At 46.4% G+C, this 18,895-nt stretch carries 19 protein-coding genes; 7 read left to right on the top strand and 12 right to left on the bottom strand.

What is annotated here, in order from left to right; translation table 11 throughout:
• Positions 1 to 10 precede the first annotated feature (10 nt).
• From Q9R36_RS20135 to Q9R36_RS20160, 6 genes are all read right to left on the bottom strand, one after another.
• A complete protein-coding gene (locus tag Q9R36_RS20135) occupies positions 11 to 835 on the bottom strand; it encodes a carbohydrate ABC transporter permease (protein WP_009795174.1) in 825 nt (274 codons plus the stop codon).
• Positions 836 to 850: 15 nt separating this feature from the next.
• The gene (locus Q9R36_RS20140; protein WP_306010313.1) at positions 851 to 1,717 is read right to left on the bottom strand and encodes a carbohydrate ABC transporter permease; all 867 of its coding nucleotides are present in this window, start codon (positions 1,715 to 1,717) and stop codon (positions 851 to 853) included.
• 4 nt (positions 1,718 to 1,721) lie between these two features.
• On the bottom strand, positions 1,722 to 2,801 hold the full coding sequence (locus tag Q9R36_RS20145) for an ABC transporter ATP-binding protein (protein ID WP_306010312.1): 1,080 nt from the start codon (positions 2,799 to 2,801) through the stop codon (positions 1,722 to 1,724).
• Positions 2,802 to 2,851: 50 nt separating this feature from the next.
• Positions 2,852 to 3,679 (bottom strand): HAD family hydrolase, encoded by an 828-nt coding sequence (locus Q9R36_RS20150; RefSeq protein WP_306010311.1) that lies wholly within the window; start codon positions 3,677 to 3,679, stop codon positions 2,852 to 2,854.
• Between the two features lie 76 nt (positions 3,680 to 3,755).
• Positions 3,756 to 5,063 carry an ABC transporter substrate-binding protein gene (locus Q9R36_RS20155; protein WP_311225785.1) on the bottom strand — a complete coding sequence of 436 codons (1,308 nt, stop codon included), beginning with the start codon at positions 5,061 to 5,063 and terminating at the stop codon, positions 3,756 to 3,758.
• Positions 5,064 to 5,336: 273 nt separating this feature from the next.
• Complete coding sequence (locus Q9R36_RS20160) at positions 5,337 to 5,969, bottom strand: glycerol-3-phosphate responsive antiterminator (protein WP_306010309.1); 633 nt, start codon at positions 5,967 to 5,969, stop codon at positions 5,337 to 5,339.
• A gap of 193 nt (positions 5,970 to 6,162) precedes the next feature.
• On the opposite strand from Q9R36_RS20160, the gene Q9R36_RS20165 reads away from it, so the two are divergent.
• Positions 6,163 to 7,005: a metallophosphoesterase family protein gene (locus Q9R36_RS20165; protein WP_306010308.1), complete on the top strand. Its 843-nt coding sequence runs from the start codon at positions 6,163 to 6,165 to the stop codon at positions 7,003 to 7,005.
• 463 nt (positions 7,006 to 7,468) lie between these two features.
• Complete coding sequence (locus Q9R36_RS20170) at positions 7,469 to 10,498, top strand: efflux RND transporter permease subunit (protein ID WP_311225786.1); 3,030 nt, start codon at positions 7,469 to 7,471, stop codon at positions 10,496 to 10,498.
• 45 nt (positions 10,499 to 10,543) lie between these two features.
• Here Q9R36_RS20170 and Q9R36_RS20175 read toward each other — a convergent pair whose 3' ends face one another.
• The gene (locus Q9R36_RS20175) at positions 10,544 to 10,954 is read right to left on the bottom strand and encodes an Lrp/AsnC family transcriptional regulator (RefSeq protein WP_022543498.1); all 411 of its coding nucleotides are present in this window, start codon (positions 10,952 to 10,954) and stop codon (positions 10,544 to 10,546) included.
• A 118-nt stretch (positions 10,955 to 11,072) separates the two neighbouring features.
• Here Q9R36_RS20175 and Q9R36_RS20180 point away from each other — a divergent pair, with 118 nt between their 5' ends.
• Positions 11,073 to 11,834, top strand: coding sequence for an MBL fold metallo-hydrolase (locus tag Q9R36_RS20180; RefSeq protein WP_311225787.1), 762 nt, complete (start codon positions 11,073 to 11,075; stop codon positions 11,832 to 11,834).
• A gap of 35 nt (positions 11,835 to 11,869) precedes the next feature.
• Here Q9R36_RS20180 and Q9R36_RS20185 read toward each other — a convergent pair whose 3' ends face one another.
• The 4 genes from Q9R36_RS20185 to Q9R36_RS20200 form a co-directional block, all read right to left on the bottom strand.
• On the bottom strand, positions 11,870 to 13,099 hold the full coding sequence (locus Q9R36_RS20185; protein WP_311225788.1) for an MFS transporter: 1,230 nt from the start codon (positions 13,097 to 13,099) through the stop codon (positions 11,870 to 11,872).
• Positions 13,100 to 13,665: 566 nt separating this feature from the next.
• The gene (locus Q9R36_RS20190; protein ID WP_009791561.1) at positions 13,666 to 14,442 is read right to left on the bottom strand and encodes a TerC family protein; all 777 of its coding nucleotides are present in this window, start codon (positions 14,440 to 14,442) and stop codon (positions 13,666 to 13,668) included.
• Between the two features lie 24 nt (positions 14,443 to 14,466).
• Positions 14,467 to 14,742, bottom strand: coding sequence for a YkvA family protein (locus tag Q9R36_RS20195; RefSeq protein WP_009791562.1), 276 nt, complete (start codon positions 14,740 to 14,742; stop codon positions 14,467 to 14,469).
• Between the two features lie 15 nt (positions 14,743 to 14,757).
• A complete protein-coding gene (locus tag Q9R36_RS20200) occupies positions 14,758 to 14,883 on the bottom strand; it encodes an FbpB family small basic protein (protein ID WP_083783065.1) in 126 nt (41 codons plus the stop codon).
• 314 nt (positions 14,884 to 15,197) lie between these two features.
• Between Q9R36_RS20200 and Q9R36_RS20205 the strand changes: the two genes are divergently transcribed.
• From Q9R36_RS20205 to Q9R36_RS20220, 4 genes are all read left to right on the top strand, one after another.
• Complete coding sequence (locus Q9R36_RS20205) at positions 15,198 to 15,599, top strand: VOC family protein (RefSeq protein ID WP_022543495.1); 402 nt, start codon at positions 15,198 to 15,200, stop codon at positions 15,597 to 15,599.
• A 90-nt stretch (positions 15,600 to 15,689) separates the two neighbouring features.
• Complete coding sequence (locus Q9R36_RS20210) at positions 15,690 to 15,854, top strand: hypothetical protein (RefSeq protein WP_009791565.1); 165 nt, start codon at positions 15,690 to 15,692, stop codon at positions 15,852 to 15,854.
• Between the two features lie 183 nt (positions 15,855 to 16,037).
• Complete coding sequence (locus tag Q9R36_RS20215; RefSeq protein ID WP_009791566.1) at positions 16,038 to 16,214, top strand: SE1832 family protein; 177 nt, start codon at positions 16,038 to 16,040, stop codon at positions 16,212 to 16,214.
• A 399-nt stretch (positions 16,215 to 16,613) separates the two neighbouring features.
• Complete coding sequence (locus tag Q9R36_RS20220) at positions 16,614 to 17,624, top strand: hypothetical protein (RefSeq protein WP_311225789.1); 1,011 nt, start codon at positions 16,614 to 16,616, stop codon at positions 17,622 to 17,624.
• Between the two features lie 60 nt (positions 17,625 to 17,684).
• On the opposite strand, the gene Q9R36_RS20225 is transcribed toward Q9R36_RS20220, so the two are convergent.
• Complete coding sequence (locus Q9R36_RS20225) at positions 17,685 to 18,572, bottom strand: GNAT family N-acetyltransferase (RefSeq protein WP_311225790.1); 888 nt, start codon at positions 18,570 to 18,572, stop codon at positions 17,685 to 17,687.
• Positions 18,573 to 18,895 lie beyond the last annotated feature (323 nt).

The following is an 18,895-nucleotide window of genomic DNA, read 5'->3' on the forward strand; positions in this document are numbered from 1 at the left end:
CCTTTCCTGTCTATTTGACTCCTGTATAAACAAAAGCACGGATAATCTGTCTTTGAGCAAAGAAAAAGGCAATAAGGATCGGCACAACAAGGATCATATTTCCTGCCATAAGCACATTCCAGGCAGTTCCTCCCTCTACTTCCCTAAGCTTGGATATCCCGAGCGGAAGGGTGCGCGCCACATCGCTTGTCGTCATAACAAGCGGCCAGAAATAATCGTTCCAGTGAGTGATGAAGCTGAATAATCCAAATGTGATAAGAACAGGCTTTGCCATCGGAACCATAATGCGGAACATGATCTTCCATTCAGAAGCTTCATCAAGCCGGGCGGCTTCCAGCAGTTCCTCAGGGACCTGCATGAACGACTGCCTGAGCATAAAAATGCCAAAAGCACTGGAGGCAAACGGCAGGATCAGCGCCCACAGGGAATCAAGCAGCCCCCAGGAGCTCATCTGCAGATAGACCGGCAAAAAGATAAGCTGAGAGGGAATCATCAGGGTAATCATGGTCACAGCAAAGAAAAACCTGCTTCCCCTGAAACGGTACCGGGCAAAAGCATAGGCTGCCGGTATAATCGTCAGAAATTGCAATATCAGGATTCCCGCTGAAACCATCAGGCTGTTTAAGAAGTAGCGGAAAAACGGCCCGGAGTTCCATGCCTTGGAGAAGTTTTCCCATTTGAACTCCTCAGGCAGCCATTTCGGCGGAAATGTCATTGTTTCACCAAGCGTTTTAAAAGAAGTGGAAATCATCCAGACAAACGGAAGTGCAAAAACAGCAACAACCAGTAAGAGTGCGGCCAAATTGAAAAGCCTTCCTGCAGCTTTAAGCTTCATATATAATCCTCCACATCATCGGTAATGGACTCTCCGGGAAAGCAGCCTGAAGTAGACTATTGTCAAAAGGCTTACCAGAATCAGCAGCAGAACACCTGCGGCCGATGCATAGCCGATTTTGAAGAACCGGAAACCATACTCATAAATATAGAAAACAAAGGTATTCGTTGAATTAATCGGCCCGCCCTGGGTCATGATCGCAATCGTTTCAAACACCTGGAATGACGCAATCAGGGAAATGATCGTCAGGAAAAAGAGCGTCGGTGACAGCATCGGGAGCGTCAGCTTGAAAAAGGTCCTCGCCTTATTCGACTCATCCAGCTCTGCCGCTTCATAAATATCCTTCGGAATGCTCTGCAGCCCGGCAATGAAAATGAGCGTATTGAAGCCGATCCCTTTCCAGACCGCCACAATGACGAGAGAAAACAGCGAGGTTCCCGGATCTGTCAGCCATGGGACATTTGCGATGCCGAACAAATTGAGAAACCAGTTCAGCAGTCCATAGTCAGTATCCATGAGCCACATCCAAAGCATCGACACTGAAACAAGCGAGATAATATGCGGGCTGAAGATCGCACCCTGCACAAATCCGTACAGAGCTCCCTGCCTGTTCAGCCACAGGGCAAGCAGCAGAGAAACCGCCACTGTCAGGGATACTGTCAAGGCTGTGTAGGTAAAGGTATTCTGCATCACTTCAATGAACTCACGCTCTGCGAAAAGCGCTTTGAAATTGCCGATACCCACAAAATCCTTAACAGGACTGACAAAGTTCCAGTCATGGAAGCTTAAATAAATCATGTATAAGATAGGATAAATGAAAAATAATCCGAAGATGGCAATCGATGGCGCAATCATGCCATACGGCCTCAGCTTATTCATCATGATATCAGCGGCCCCCTTTTACCAGTACAGGCTCCTGCATGCTCATGCTTGCTGACCTGTTCCTTATTCCATCATTCGTGAAAAAGTAAAGCTTTTCATATGGAAGCCTTACATGCACATCCTGCAGATGGGGCATCGGATCGAGAAAGCTCTTCACATGCATAACGCCAGCCGTATTTTGAACGGTATAAATGGTCTCAGATCCAAGTGTTTCCATCGCGGCCACCCTGGAAGGGAGGATGATGCTGTGCGCATCAAAGGTATCCGCCGTAACGATTTCCATATGCTCAGGCCTGCATCCAATATAGGCTGCGTCACCGTCTACAGCCGGCATATAATCAGAAAGCAGGGCTTTTTCCACTATGTTCATGGGAGGCGTTCCGATAAAGCTCGCGGCAAAGATATTCTCTGGATCATGATAGATAGCCATCGGGCTGTCAGCCTGCTTGATTTTGCCTTTATCCAAAATGACGATTTCATCCCCCATCGACATGGCCTCCACCTGATCATGCGTCACATATATAAAGGTGGTGCCGAGCTGCTTGTGAAGCTGGATCAGCTCTGTCCTCATCTGGACTCTCAGCTTCGCATCCAGGTTGGAGAGGGGCTCATCCAGAATGAATACCTTCGGCTTCTTTACCATGGCCCTGGCGAGCGCTACCCTCTGCCTTTGTCCGCCTGAAAGGTTCTGCGGCTTTTTATCAAGATATTCCTCCAGGCCGACAATCCTTGATATTTCAGCAATAAGCTGTTCCCGTTCCTGCTTAGGAACCTTTTTATTCACAAGCCCGAATTCAATATTTCCCCTGACCGTCATGGTCGGATACAGAGCATAGTTTTGAAATACCATGGCAATGCCGCGCTTTCCGGGGGCAAGATCATTCACTTTCTGGTCGTCGATCCAAATCTCTCCTCCTGATTCCTTTTCCAGTCCTGCAATCATCCGCAATGTCGTTGATTTACCGCAGCCGGATGGGCCAACCAGTACTGTGAAGGATCCATCACGGATGGTCAGATTCAAATCATTGATGATTTCTTCATCTTTATAGGTTTTTGATATGTTCACCAATCTGATTTCAGCCATGCCTTTTCATCTCCTGTTTTCGAGTATTGGATTTTCTCCAGACAAGGATCCTAGAGAGTCCCTGAAGGAACGGCCTCCAAAAGCCTCAAGAATCCGGCCAGCTCTTCGATTGTTTTTACTGAATGGTCCCACTCCTCTGAGCCGGCATGCTCATACCCGGAAATCAGGCAGGTCCTGCCCCCAAGCTGTTTCACCGGGTAAAGGTCATTGAAGGGATTGTCCCCGACGGATAAGATTTCATGGGGCTGATAGCCTTCTTCCCCCAGCCTTTTCATGACGCCCCTGATGCCCTCAGGCTTCTGTGCATCCACTATGTATGTATCAAACAGATTTTCCAGCCCAAGAAAGCTGACAAATTCTTCAGCAGAAGGAGATGGGGTGTTGGTCATAAAAATCTTGCGATCAGCACCCATTTTGCCTACCGCTTCAATCAAGCCGGGGAACACCTCGATCTGATGGGGTCCGGCAAGCATTTCCTTCCTGACTGTTTCGAACGCATTCAGCTGTTCTTCTGCATGGACGCCATGCCTTTTTGCAAGAATGGCTGCAATCCCCCATGGATCGCCTATGTAGAAAAGTCCGTCCATCTCTTCTTGGTTCAGTACCCCTTCCTTTCCATCCCATCCGAAGCAGCCTGTCGGGACAAGCCCATCATGGCTGTATGCCCTGTTTCCATCATGACAGAACAAATAGCCGAACTTCACCGGGTGCTTTCCCTCCAGAATCATATAAGCTTCATCGATGGCCGCCTGAAGTTCCTGTCCCTGCAAGCGGCTGCCAAGCATGTGGCTGATATATCTCCCTAAAAAAGCATAATCCTGATATAATGTGCCGTCCAAGTCGAAAATGGCCACTTTAATGTCTTTGTGCCAAGTCATTCTGCATTCCCCTTTCTTTATGAATGCCGGGGAAAAGGACTGAATCCCTCCCCCGGCAGCCTGATGCAATTAATGATTACTTAAGCAATTGATTGGCTTTTTCTGCTGCCTCATCAAGGGCGTCTTTTGGAGCAAGGCCATCTTCAAGCATGACCCTGGAGATTTGGTCTGTCAGGATTTTAGCCACTTCAGGATAGGCTTCTGCCATCGGACGGGCATGACCATACTGCAATTGGTCGACAGCCACTTTGAATTGGGGCATTTTCTCATATAGTGACTTCATTTCTTCAGAATCTACAGCTGAAAGGCGGCTTGGCAGATAGCCAGTATATTCGCTGGCATAAATGGTTTGTTCTTTTGCCGTCATCCATTTGATGAATTCCCATGCGGCATTTTGCCTTTCCTCATCAAGACCGGCTGTCATGACCAGGTTGGCACCGCCTGTCGGCACTCCATTCACCTTATTGGCAGGCATGAAAGCAGTGTTCAGCTCAAAGCCCTGTTCTTCGGCCACGCTCAAATTATAAGAAAGATCGGCTGTAGAAGAGAAAGCCATGGCAGAACGGCTGTTGGCAAAATCCTGCTTGGCTACTTCTGCAGCTGCTTCGCCGCCAGGAACCTTGATGACGCCTTTGTCGGCCATCTTTTTCCAGAATTCAAGCGCTTCAACACCTGCTTCTCCATTGAATTCAGCACTCTTCTCATCATCAGAGATCATTTGCCCTTCACCTTGTGCGACAAATGCTTCATACATCCAGATATTGACCGGCATGGTCATCCCGACCGTTTTCCCTTCTTTTGTGAGGGCAGTCAGATATTCTTCGAATTCCTTCCAATCCTTAGGCCCTGCCGGATCAAGCCCAGCTTCCTTCAGCATGGTCGTATTCATATACAGAATCGGTGTGCTTCGCAGATATGGAAGGCCGTAAAGCTTGTCATCCACATAGGAATTCCCCATCAGCCCCGGGTTAAAGTCATCCATATTGATATCATCTTTTTCAACGAATGGCGTGAGGTCCTGTGTCATGCCGGATTTAGCAAAAACGCCAATGGAAGCAATCTCATTCTGAGTGACTTCAGGAGCATTCTTGGCGGCAAAAGCAGCCTGTGTCTTGGAGTGAAGCTCATCATAAGTCCCCTGGTATTCTGCTTCTACATAAATCTTGTCCTGGGATTCATTGAACATCTTGACGAGATTTTCATTATTCTCGCCAATTTTATCTCCCCACGCATACCAGTATTTGATATGGATTCTGTCATCACTGGCAGATGCGGTATTGTCCCCCGAAGATTTCGTTTCTGTACCGGCAGAATTAGTGCCTGAGCATGCGGTTGCCATCAGCAGCATAAAAATCATTACGATAAGACCGGATATTTTCTTCACTTCATATTCCCCCGTTTTCAATGGATTGTGATCTAGCACTTTGCATCAGGTAGTTCAGCTTAAGCAAGATTGGAGCTGTAAAGCTTTCAAGAAAATGGCAAAGGTACTGGCCTGCCTCCTCACCTCCCAAAAAACTAAAGAGACCTCAAACAAACGGAATCCCTACTCTCCGTGTTTGAGGTCTCTCTGCATTGAACCTGTTTTCTATGTACTTGTCGATTATGATGTTACATCCCTTTTGCTAAGATAGTATTATGGAATTGTAAATCTTTATTAAACAGGCATTCTCGCATTTTTGTGCCCGGTTTTGCTCAAATCTTCCTTCCAGATTCCCGTATTGGAGGTCGTGACCGCCGCAGCCCCGCATGAGAGCGATTCTTCTGCATGCTCCCTTTCCGTCAGCAGCCCTCCCGTGATCACCGGCACCGGCAGCTTTTCCGAGAGTGATTGAATGATATGAGGAAGCCTTGAAGGCATGATTTCAATCATATCAGGGCCATCAGGTCCGCTCAGCTCCAGCACATGATCATATACTTCCGAATCTATCATGAATACACGCTGGATGACCATCAGGCGCCGCTTCTTAGCTTTTGCCGCAAGTCCCGGCTTTGTGGTCACAATGCCGAGCGGCTTGACATAATTGGCGATGAAATCCAGCCCTTCACTGTTAAGGCTTAATCCCCCGATCTTTTCTATATGGATAAAAACAGGAAGCCCCTCCTTCCTGAACAGATCTGCATAATTCTTTACAGACATAATATTGCCGGTCATCAGGAAGACAGCGCTGATTCTATCTTTATACTTGATTGCTTTTTCAATTCCGCAGGGCTCTTTGACTGCCGCAATCTTCCTGCATGCTTCCAGCCGTTCCAGAAATTCCGCTTTCTCTGCCAATGCTGCCACCATAACACTCCTATTCTGAAAATAGATTTGCTGTCCGTGATCCTGTCCTTTCCCCTATTACAGTATCATAATCCTCTATGATAAAAAGTAACCGGGAGGCTCTTTAACCTGATTTTTACATTCCTCGTCATTTTTCTTAATATTCGGCCATTACTGTTCTAAGTGAAAGGCAGTACATACGAAGGGAGAATAAAAGATGAAAATTGCAATGATTGGAGATCTGCATTACCCGGCAATCAACGAAGAGGTTTTGGGACTCAAAGAAGCGCGTACAGCTTTCTATGAAACATTCATGAACTACTTCCTGGATATCGAGGCTGATTTTCATGTTTCGATCGGTGACCTCACTAATTTCGGCCTTCCAAACGAGCTTGAGGAAATCTACAGCATCATCAGGCAAAAAGACCGCACCTTCTACCATGCGCTTGGCAATCACGATGTATATGCGATGACAAAGAAAGAAGTGCTCGCCATCACCGGCCAGAAACAATATCACTCTTTCGAAAATGAAAAAGCAGTTTTCGCCTTCCTTGATACGGCGAGGGAAATGAACTATGAAGACTGGGGCGGCTGGATGGATGAAGAACAGCTGAACTGGTTCGAGACTGTTGTTGCAGCTTCCGGCTCCAAGCCGCTTCTTGTGTTTGCCCACCATCCTGTCTATAACACAACAACCCGCTCAGATGGCGAAAAAGGCTCCATCCACCGGGATATCGACATGTGGAAAGTGCTGAGCCAAAAGAAAGGGCTTGGCGTTTATTTCAACGGCCACACCCATGTAGACTCCATCGTGCAGCAAAACAACTGGACCTTTGTACAAAAATCCGCATGCCTTGACCAGCAGGCAGTCCGTGTCATTGAAATCGGCCAAGAAGAGATCTCCGTTTCCGCCATTGATCTGGATGATGATTTCCTGGTCGAAAAAGCAGGATTCATCGCCGGAAACATCCCCCACTTCGGGCCAACCCCTGCAGCAAGAGGCACACAGGAACAGCGTGAGTGCCGCATTCCCCTCAATGCAGCTGCCTATCAGCTGTAGGAACACTGAGAAATAGACATGGCTGTGAGCTGTGTCTATTTCTTTTTGCCGGCGAGGAGGCGGTTTTTGCCGGCGGAATACTGGTTATGCAGATGTTGCCGAGTTTTTGGCCAGCATTCAGGAAGGTCGCAAATATATGGAACTCGCAAATATATCCCAAAAGTCGCAAATATATCTTCAAAGCCGCAAATAAAGCCTTAGCCTTCACACCCTGCTGAACGCCAGCCCCTCGAGCCTGCAAACGCCCTGCTCTTTTCTAGGTCCCAAGTCTTAGTCAAAATATGTCTGAGGCTCAATCCGCTTTAGACTGATTGAGTTTATGATGGAAAACAGAAGGATATGGGATTTACCCCTTCAACAAGAAAATTTTACTAATTAATGTATTATTTTCTACAACTGCTCTGTATGATTATCCCTTGGGAGCAAAGATCCATATTTTCATTTCACTAAAAGGAGAGTACTTATGAAACTGATCAAATTTATCGTTGAAAGAAAGATTCTGGTTGGACTTGTGGCAGTCCTGGTCCTGCTGACCGGGAGCTATGCAGTTCTTGAGCTTGATAAGGAGCTCATGCCTGCCATGAAGATGGATGGCGGCTATGCAGAGATCAATGCGGGAGAAATGCCTGCGATAGAAATTGAGCGATCGATTACCACTCCGCTTGAGCAGCAATTAAAAGGGCTCGACGGGGTTGAAGATGTAACGTCCACTACAATTGCCGGAAGAAGCTCCATCCAAATGGCCTTTGAGCAGGGCCGGGGTGACGAGGTTTTCAAAGAAGTGGAATCTGTCATCAATTCTTCCACTGCCGGGATATCTGCTGTAAAGGAAGTAGAAATGGGGCAATACGGCGCTAGCCAAAGCTATGAATTTTTCCTGGATCTGTCGAACGGCAATCTTGAGGACATAACCAGATTTGCAAAGGAAACATTGGAGCCGCGGCTTGAAGCTCTGCCTGAAGTAAGGGATGTATCGCTTTCCGGCATGGAGGAGGATGAAGTAAACATTCTCTTAAACCGGGAAGACATGCTGAAAAAAGGACTGGATGCTTCCGGGGTGATGGCTGCCATCCAGCAGGTGAACAGCGAAGCGACGCTCGGTCAGCTCAAGCTGGAAAAGGAATCCCCTTCTGTCCGCTGGAATACAAAGCCGGGTTCAGAAAATGACATAAGGAATATTAAAATTGCTTCTCCTTCAGGCTTCATCAAGCTTGGTGACATTGCTGATATTACAGTAGCGCCGCAGGAAAGCTCCTCTTTTGTCTGGAAAAATGGCACCAAGGATCTTGTGTTTGTCCAGGTCGGGAGAGTTTCGGATGCAACCCAGATCGAAATGGCTGATGCTGTCCGCGGGGAAATCGAAAAAATCCGTGAAGAAGGGCTGATCAAAGGGTTTGAGCTGAATGAGATGGTTGCGCAGGCTGACTATGTACAGGAATCCATTGACGGCGTCGCGTCCAACATCCTCATTGGGGGCATCATTGCTGTAGTGATTCTCCTGTTATTCCTGAGGAACTTAAGGGCCACTCTCATTGTCGGAATCTCAATTCCGACCTCCGTACTCCTGACTTTCGCCTCGATGTGGATGTTCGGATACAGCCTCAATATGCTGACACTTATCGGCCTGGGATTGGGAATCGGCATGATGGTTGACTCTTCCATCGTCATTCTGGAATCCATCTACCGCAAAAAAGAGCAGGGGCTAGCCCGTCTTGAGGCCGTATTGGAAGGAACGAAAGAAGTATCGGCAGCCGTAATCGCAAGTATGCTCACTACCATCGTCGTATTTTTGCCGATCGGGCTGCTGGGCGGAGAAATGGGCCAATTCATGATCATACTGTCGGCAGTTGTTGCAATCACACTGATCAGTTCAGTACTGGTTTCATTCACAGTCATCCCTTCCCTGTCAGAGAAGTTCTTAAAAATTTCCAGCAAAAAGAAAGCCCGCAGGGAAGGACCGCTGCTACGTTTTTACAGCAGGGTGATTAACTGGACTGTAAAGAAAAAGCGCCACAGTTTTGCAGTGATTGCAGCCTTTTTCCTCATGTTTGCAGGCTCGCTGCTGCTTATTCCAAAAATACCGATGACAATCATGCCGGATGTGTTCAACCGCTATTCCGAGCTGATGGTTGATTTGGAGACCGGTGTATCCATCAAGGAAAAAGAAGCGGTTGCCGCAGAAATGAATGAAAGCTTGAGCAAAATCAAGGATGTAGAATCCAATTATGTCATGGACAGCGGCGGTATGATGTACACCATCATCAATATGACCAAAGGGGATGATATTACAAAATCCCAGAAGGAGGTCAACGAGGAAATCATGAAGGCGCTGCGCGAGCTTGAGGATACCCTGCCAATTGAAAGCGTCCAGAGTGCGATGTCAGGCGGCGGCGGCTATCCTGTGCAAGTTAATTTGAAGGGCGAAAGCTTTGAAGAACTGGAGACTGTTTCCGATTCTTTTATAAAGGAACTTGGAAAAATAGATGGAATCGTCGCTATTACTTCTTCCATGAAACGCACATCACCTGAAGAGATCGTAGAATTAAAGGAAGACGAAATTCAAAAAGCCGGACTGTCCGGACTGCAGGTCAAGCAATTCATTGAACAGTCCTTTATGGAAATGCCGCTTGGCGAGGTTTCACTCCATGAAGAATCTGTTCCCCTCATTTTAGGATGGAGCGAAAAGACGGCAACTAAAGAGGCGCTCATGAAGCTCTCCATCCCTGCTGCCGGAGGAGAAAAGAAGCTGTCAGAGCTGATTAGCCTGAGGAAGATCGATGCGCCGAATGAAATCTCCCATAAAGATGGTGAAAGATTCATATCTATTTCGGCTGATATTGAAGACAGGGATCTTGGCAGCATCAACCGTGATGTACAGAAACTGATCGAGAAATTTGATGCACCGGCAGGCTACACTTTATCTGCAGCCGGAGATTTGGAGCAGCAGCAGGAACTGATCAAGGATATGGTCTTCATCCTTGCCATCAGCATATTCCTTGTATACCTTGTCATGGCGGTTCAATTCAATCATCTGGTTCAGCCGATCATCGTCATGTCAGTCATCCCGATGACAATCGTTGGCGTCATCATCGGGCTCTTCCTGACCCAGCAAGAGCTGAGCGTCATGTCGGCAATGGGAATCGTCATGCTGATCGGCATTGTGCTGAACAATGCCATCCTGCTGCTGGACCGGACCAACCAGCTGCGCAAAGAAGGAGCTGCAATCACTGATGCACTCATTCAGGCCGGAAAGGACCGGATCCGCCCAATCTTTATGACGACCCTTACAACAGCTGGCGGAATGCTGCCGCTGGCCCTTGCTTCCGGCACATCCGGAAACTATCAGGCGCCAATGGCAACAGTCCTCATCTCCGGGCTGATGTTCGCTACCTTTATAACACTTCTGCTGATTCCGGCTGTGTACCGCTTATTCAGCCGCTCTCCCAAGAAGACGAAGGAGCAGCCGGAGCCTGTGATGGAGAATGCAAGCTGATGAGAGAGGCCCCGCCTTTGGCGGGGCTTTTCTCTTTTTGTTCTTCTATTTGCTGATAACGATAGATAATTTGTAGCTCACTGCATTGCTGAGTCCCGTCAAAAATTCATCCAATCTTTCATTGGATGGGAATCTGCATTCAAGCAGATAGCAGCTTTCCCCACTCACTTTATAGTTATGGATGATGTACTGTTCTTGTTTCTTAACGAAAGATAAATACGGCTGATGATTGGCGGTTTTCGTATAAATATGAAGGATGGCATGAACTGGGTAACCCATCTTTTCCTTATTTACTTTAATGGTATATCCTTCAATAACCCCTGAATCCTCCAGTTTTGCAACTCTGGCTGAGGCCGCCTGTCCGGTCAGGTGGACTTTTTCACCGAGCTCTTTCATCTTTATGCGGCTGTTTTTTGAAAGCTCTTCTATAATATGTTTATCCGTACCATCTAACATCCCAACAAATCCTTTCATTAATCAAGTGAATGTGCTTAAAGACTTGATTTAATCTATGTAAAGCCAAAAGGGTCTTATTATAAACTATACTTACATTATGGAAAAGGAGCTGTGCAATATGATTATACAACAAATCCGAAATGCAACTTTGGTTGTCCATTACGCTGGGAAAAAGTTTTTAATCGACCCATTTTTAGCAGAGAAAGGTACTTATTCCCCCTTCCCTAATTCTATCAGGCAGGAACAGCAAAACCCTTTAACCAAACTGCCATTTTCTATTGATGAAATAGTTGGTCAGGCAGATGCAGTCATTCTAACCCATCTTCACCTGGATCATTATGATGATGCAGCCAAAAACGCACTTCCAAAGGATATTAAAATGTTCGTGCAAAATGAGGAAGATGCCAGTTCAGTCAGAAGTGACGGTTTTCGAAATGTAGAAGTCCTTAAAGAGGATACAGTATTCGAAGACATCCATCTGATAAAAACGAAAGGCGAGCATGGCAGGGGAGAAATTCTGAAGCTTGCTGGTCTGGTGTGCGGTGCAGTCTTTAAACATCCTTCCGAAAGAACACTCTATATAGCCGGAGATACTGTCTGGAATGCAGATGTTCAGGAGGAAATTGATGCACATCTTCCAGAAGTCATTGTAGTAAATGCGGGAGATAATCAGTTCCTTGAGGGCGGCTCTCTTGTGATGGGCAAGGATGATGTATATGAAGTGTGCAAGGCTGCCCCTAAGGCTAAAATCATTGCAAGCCACATGGAAGCAGTCAATCATTGGACATTGTCCAGGGACGAACTCAAGAAGTTTATTAAGGACAAGGGAATCTCTTCTAATGTGCTGGTGCCTGATGACGGTGAATCTTACTCGTTTTAGTGAAAAAACAGACAGGATAATCCCCCTGTCTGTTTTTACATTGCCTCTGCCCTCTCGTCCTCTGAAAAATACTGGTTCATCCCAGGCTTCAAAGCCAGCCAGATGACATAAAAAGAAAGCAGCAGGTTTGCTCCGGCAAGGACGATCGTTGAATAGCGCAGAGGGATGATATCACCGATGATCCCGATGCCGAGCAGGAAAATGATTTGGGCAATGCTTTGGAAGACGGTCAATACACTCGTCATCCTCCCCATGATGGAGATGGGGATATTATTCTGATAAAACGTCTGAAAGCCCGCGCTCATAAAGGCATTAAAAAAGCCAAGGAGCAAAAATCCTGCAGTGACCATCGCGAATGAATAGGATAAAGCATAAACCATATATCCTGCTGAGACCATGAGCATCCCGATGGCCATGAGCTGCTTGATGCTCAGCAGCCTGGAAATAACGGTGATCAACAGGGCTCCAAGCGCAAAGCCGATTCCTGTGATGCTGACCAGGAAGCTGTAGTCAGCCTCGGACAGCCCGACTGTATCCTGGATGAACACAACCTCCTGTGAATCCAGGGCAAGGGAAAACAGGCCAAACGCAAGAAAGCTGGCATAGACGGCAAAAACAATGGATTCTTTCTTGCTGAAGGTGATCACCTCACGCCAGTCCTCTTTAAGATGCTCGAGCGCATTCCTCTTTTCATGCATAGAGGCATCCTTATCTGCATCAGGAAGAAACATGATGATGATGGCCGAAACAAGAAATGAGAGGCTGTTCAAGTAGATGGCCATGTCAATGGTTCCGATCAAAAACAGCGCACCAGCAATGGAAGGGCCGACAATGAAGGCCCCGGATGAGACAAGGCTGCTGATCCCGTTGAACCGCTTCCGGCTAGCTGCGGGTACCAGCATGGCTATATATGTAGTCGATGCTGGTGCAAAAAATGCCTTTGCAAGACTGATGACAAACAGACAGACATAAATCAGTTCCACACTGCCGAGCAGCGGGATAACCGCGACTCCGGCAGCCCGGATGATATCCGTAACGATCATCAGCTTCTTTTTATTGCTCCGGTCAACAACTCCCCCGCTCCAGGAATTCATCAGCACAGCTGTAACCGGCCCGATGATCCACAAGCCAGCGACCGCTGCAGCCGAGCCGGTCATCTCGAAAACAAGCAGATTGATAGCAATTAGATAAATAAAATCCCCCAGCCTGGAAATGCCGATGCCAGTCAGGAGAAGTGAAGCAAGCTTCCAATTGAATTGGTTCATAAATTCACCCTTATTGCGGGAATAGTCAATCAATTCATTATAGCATGCGATTCCCTTATCCTCTTGGGAAAATGTTACAAACTGCCAAACTCGTATAAAAAGAGGAAGGCAGCGCCCTCCTCTTTTGCTGGAACCACTATTTTTGGTTTTCGTTGAATTAGCGGTTCTAGCTGCTAGCATCACTATTCCCAGTTTTCACAGAAATAGTGGTTCTACCTTCTCTCGCTGGAACCACTATTTTCCACTTTAACAGAAATAGTAGTTCTACCTTCTCTCGCTGGGACCACTATTTTCCGTGTTCGCAGAAATAGTGGTTCTACCTTCTCTCGCTGGAACCACTATTTTCCGTTTTAACAGAAATAGTGGTTCTACCTTCTCTCGCTGGGACCACTATTTTTGTTTTTCATAGAAATAGCGGTTCTACCTCCTCATGCTGGAACCACTATTCTCGCTTTTCATAGAAATAGCGGTTCTACCTCCTCATGCTGGAACCGCCATTTCCCTTTTCACCAGAAATAGCGGTCTAACCTCCAGCCCCTGGAACCAGGGCTCATAGCAAACTCCACTTAACCTTCAGATACAGCCTCTTCCTTCGGCTTCGAAAAGAACCAGCCGCCAACTGCAATTAAAATAAGCACGATATAGAACGTGATTTTCCATTCAGAAGATTTGGCAAATCCTTCTGCCAGTACCCCAAGCGCCGGATGTGAGAGTGTGTACACAGACAGCTTAACGCCTACCCAGCCGACAATCAGGAATGCGGCAACTTCGAGGCCAGGCCTTGAATGCAGCAGCCCGACAAACAGATTGGCTGCGAAGCGCATGATAATAAGACCGATGAAACCTCCGGCAAAGATGACAAGGAATTTTCCTCCGTCAAGTCCACCGATATTCGGAAGCCCTGAATCCGGGAGCGCGATCGCCAAGGCAACAGCAGCAAGGATTGAATCGACAGCAAAGGCGATATCAGCCAGCTCTACCTTAAGAACAGTTACCCAAAAGCCTGATTTCTTCTTTTCTTCTCCCTCTTCCTCCTCCTTCGCTCCGAATTTTCTGGCGGCAAGCTTACGGACAATATGGTTGATACAGATGAATAACAGGTAAAGCGCACCAATCGCTTGGACCTGCCAAACGTCGACCAGGAATGAGATGACAAATAATGAGCCGAACCTGAAGACAAAAGCTCCTGCCAGACCGTAGAATAATGCCTTTTTCCGCTCCTCTTCAGGCAGATGCTTGACCATGATGGCCAGTACGAGCGCATTGTCAGCGGCTAAGAGCCCTTCGATGGCTACCAGGAGCAGCAGCACCCAGCCATATTCCATTAATAATGCAAAATCCATTTTTTGAACCTCCTATTAATCTGATTATTTTTCTATTCCATGCTTTAATTTCAGTGAATCCGGCGCCATCTTGATCATCCGCTCTACAACAAATCCAGCCACTGCCAAATCATCGACGATTCCAAGGATAGCTAGATAATCGGGAATAAGATCGAATGGGAAAAAGGCATACGTCAAAACGAGCAGGATGCCGAGCGCCTTCTTGTGGGCCTCAACCTCCTTCGATAAAAAGAAATCTTTCAGAAAGGGTATGACCTTCCAAAATTTAAACAGAAACTTGATTCTCCGGAAAAATTTCATGCTGCTTCACACTCCTTATTGCGATTTTGCATACCTCTCATCCAGCCGCTTTTCAATTTTTTCAATCTCTCTCTTGTCCTTCAGAAGCTCTTCCTTGTTCTTCCTGATCAATTCTTCAAACTGGAACTTCTTCTTTTTCATGCCTGACACCCCTTTTAAAATTTTTAACAGAAAAAAAGCCTTTGCCACATCCGGCAAAGGCTCAATAAACAAATAAAGACCTTTACCCGAATCAGGTAAAGGTCTTGCTAACAACGTCATGGTTGCCAACAAAGCCGGGAGAAAACTCCGAAATGACGACTTTGCTGTAAAAGCTACTCCCCTTTAGGAGACTATTTAACTGTTGCCTTTATCATAATATAAACCTTCTGGGCTGTCAAACTTTCTTCTGCAGGAAGGAAATGGCATATCCAATGGCAAATTATTATACAGACCATTTTTTAAGGAGGATAACCATGCAAAAATTTGTATCTCATATTGCCACGATTGAAATACCTGTCTCAGATCTTGAAAGGTCCATAGCGTTCTACAGAGAAATATTCGGTGTCTCGGTTCACTTTCATGGGGAAAAAGCTGCCATGCTGACATTTGAAGCCAAAGGGGTGCCGACCATCTTTCTTGTAGAGACTGGCAGTGAAGGAAATCTGTCTTTCCATAATACATATACAGGGGTCGACCACACCGTTGTTGATTTTTATACAGAATCTCTTAAAGAGTTCAGAGATTGGCTCCAGGAAAAAAAGGTAGAAGTGGGTCCGCTTAATGTACATCCTGAAAACGGGATGGGCGGGTTTGGCTTCAAAGACCCGGACGGCAACAATCTGAGCGCGTGCAATGTCCTTCATCCTGGACAGTAAGCATTAAAGGTGGCATTGCCCCTTTTTCTGCTTTGTCCACACCTTTCTCCCCCAAAGCGCATTATATGTATCCGTAAAGGATGTGAAATCATGAACATTGCGTCAATCGGGGAGCATTGTGTTGTAAGGATCAACCGGCAATTTTACCTGCTGCTGGAAATCGATTTTACTTTTGAGGCGATGAACAGGAAAGAAACCATTTTTATCCTATTGACCGAACAAGAAGCCAGTGCGCTGACAGAAGCCTCTCTATAAAAAGCCATAGGTGTCCTCCTTTGAAGGCAGGCGCCTATGACTTGCTTTGCAATTAGATATGAAAAAATTTGGCGGTACGCTTAAACAGCGCTATCTATGCTTAAATACATAAACGCATATCAGTTGCCCATCCCTTCTGTAAACGTTATATTTCAGAGTAGATGGAAGAAATGAGGGATCAGGATGAAAAAAGCTGAAATAGAATACAAGATACAAGATCTTAAGCTTGATTACGTACGGCTCCAAAACGATCTGGAGAAAATGGAATCTGTCGACGGAAACCTGTCTCCGCTCGAAAAACAAATCCAGGCAATCGAGGCAGAGCTGAAAAGTTTGTATAAAGAATTGGAAAACGAGTGATATGAGTTTTGGGTAAGATAATCGGGCCTGTCTTATTTTAGACAGGCCCTGTATATTGATAAGTGCAATTTAATGCGTAACAGGCCGGCTTGAAACCGGTCCTTATATTTAAAAAGCAGACATTCTATGCATGAGTCGTCGCGGTGAGGCCTAGTCATGTACCGAATAGAGCTTATCTATGCATGACTCGTCGATTTGAATCCAAAGGATGCCTGAATAACCTATCTCTGCACGACTCGCCTCAACAAGCGAGTATTTTATATGACTTTAGTAATAAAATTCACACCTCATAATAGGAAGATTGATTTATTTTTCTAATATTTGGATATTATTATTTTCAGCAGCTCCTTCCTCCCGTTTACAATAGGGATTGTTATCTTATAATCGGAGGAACATATTATGAAAATCAATTCTCTTATTCTAGTCATTCTTGTTGTACTGCTGGCTGCCTGCGGGAACAGTCAGGATGAGGAAGCAGGCAAAAAGGAGCCTGTACAGGATGAGGCAGCCCAAAAGGAAGATCAGGATTCTGCTGAGGATGAGGACAGTGATAAAGAGGCTGTTGAAACTACGGTGCTTACAGCGCGTGAGGATGCAGGCGATTATGATGTGAAGCTTGAAGGCGAAATCCACCGGAAAGATCAAAACATCACAGTCACAGGCACCACCAATCTTCTACCCGGTTCAAAGCTTTTCCTTTATACCGATCCGCTAGACGGCACCATCATCGGAAGCGCCGGCACCACTCTTGTCGAAGAGGATGGAAGCTTCACACTTGAAGACAGCATCCCGGATGATTATAAATATCCGGTGATTTATACAAAAATCATTTTCAAGCCCTCTGCCAGCAGCGATGAGGTGAATGAGCATTATTCCGTGGATGGCAGCAAGCTCGAAGGGGCATTCGTCAGGCTTGATGAGGAAGGCGGAGAACACCAGAAGCAGATTATCGCTGTGAGTGAAATTGACCTGTCCCAGCCGGAAAGCACGGTCATGATTGAAGAACCGGAATGGTCAAAGCCCGATGATTACGGAGCTGTTCAAATCCGGATGGAAACTGAAGTGACCGAAGATGAAGATTTCATTTACGTTAATGGCAAAAGCAATATTCTGGAAGGAGCATCTGTTACAGGAGGCGTCAGTGCAGAAGGCTATATCATCACAGGCTTCAATGACCGTGCCGATGTCTTGCCTGACGGATCCTTCCGCCTGGTCATCTCCAACCCGATGACCGAAATCAAAGATCTGAAATCCTATCAAGTCAAAATCATGTTCGACCCCACTGATGGCAACGGCTTATCCTATATCAAGGAAACCTACGGCGAAAAAGGCGAAAAGCTGCAGGGCGGTCTAATCAAAGACGAAAACGGGACCAACATGGCGGTCTATAGCTTTAAAGTCGGGAAATAGGAGGGCGTTTCTGCCCCGCAGCCAGTGAAGAAGGCGTCTCCAAAAAAGGAGACGCCTTCTTCATGCCTGGACTGTCAGCGGATGCTTAAACTCTGCCGGCAGTCTGCTATGTTCGCCATTATATTTTACAAATAAAACATGGCTGTCTTGATACTTCACCTTTTCCAGCACATCGGTCTTTGGAGAAGGGGTGAAATAAAGCGCTGCCCTGTTTGTCTCCTTTCCTGCGAGCCTTCCGGCAAGGCCGGCCGGATCCCAATCAGGTTCAGAGGAAATGATATCATACACATGCAGGACATCCTTTTCCTGCCTGGCGAGTACAATGGCCCGATCTTCCGGGAGGTGGTAGATGTCATCATGGAACACATTCAGGCAGTAAAACATGAGCAGCTCTCTTGTGTTGACTGCATCAAACCCGCCTGGAAAGGTTCTCCTGCCTGCCATCTCATAAATGAAGCTTAGATCCTCCGGATTTCTGCCATCCAATTTGCGGATCTCGCTTTGATTGCTGTCGGCGTTGGCTTTAATGAAATATTGCGTTTCCTCTACCGGACTGAACCCAAATTTCGGATAAAAATCGAGCACAGTTGAATTGGCAAAAAGGTAAATGAAATCCGCTCCTTGATAGTCTTCCAGGATGCGTTCCATCAACTGCCTTGCCAGCCCTAGATTGCGATAATCCTTATGCGTCATGACAGTGCCCACCTGGACAGCCTTCCAATCCTTTCCTTCTCCTGAAAACCCGATCAGATTTGCCGATGCATTGGCCACCACTTTTTCTCCGTCAGCAAAAGAATAGGGTATGTATTTATCTGACCAGTATCCGAGGTCAAACCAGTTCTCAAATTGGATGCCGAAAGTCTCTTTCGCCAGTTCATTAAAACTCTTGCGCAATATTCGGTTTTTTTCATAGCCTGAGACAAACGTCAGCTTCTCCAGTACAGCCATATTACTTTCCTCCCATCAAGGCTTCTTTGCTTTTATAGTAAGGCGAAAAATGATCAGCGTCCAATCTTTTTTCAAAAAAATCCCTGATTTAAGTTTACAGGAAAACACACCGGGAACGAGTGGAATATCTAATCATTACACAGGGAGGCGGAAGAGATGAGCCTGCTTTTTTACAAAGCAATGGAAGCGTTCAAAAAAGATGCTGAACGCGAAGAGCAAATGAAGCGCCAAGCGGCAAGTCAATATCCGAGAAAGCAAAAATAAGAACCCTTTTCCCTTTCCTGTCCATCCTTTCGAGGGTGGATTTTCTGTATAAGAAAAAG

It is taken from the genome of Bacillus sp. AG4(2022) (genome assembly GCF_031844465.1).
GTDB lineage: Bacteria > Bacillota > Bacilli > Bacillales > Cytobacillaceae > Bacillus_AB > Bacillus_AB infantis.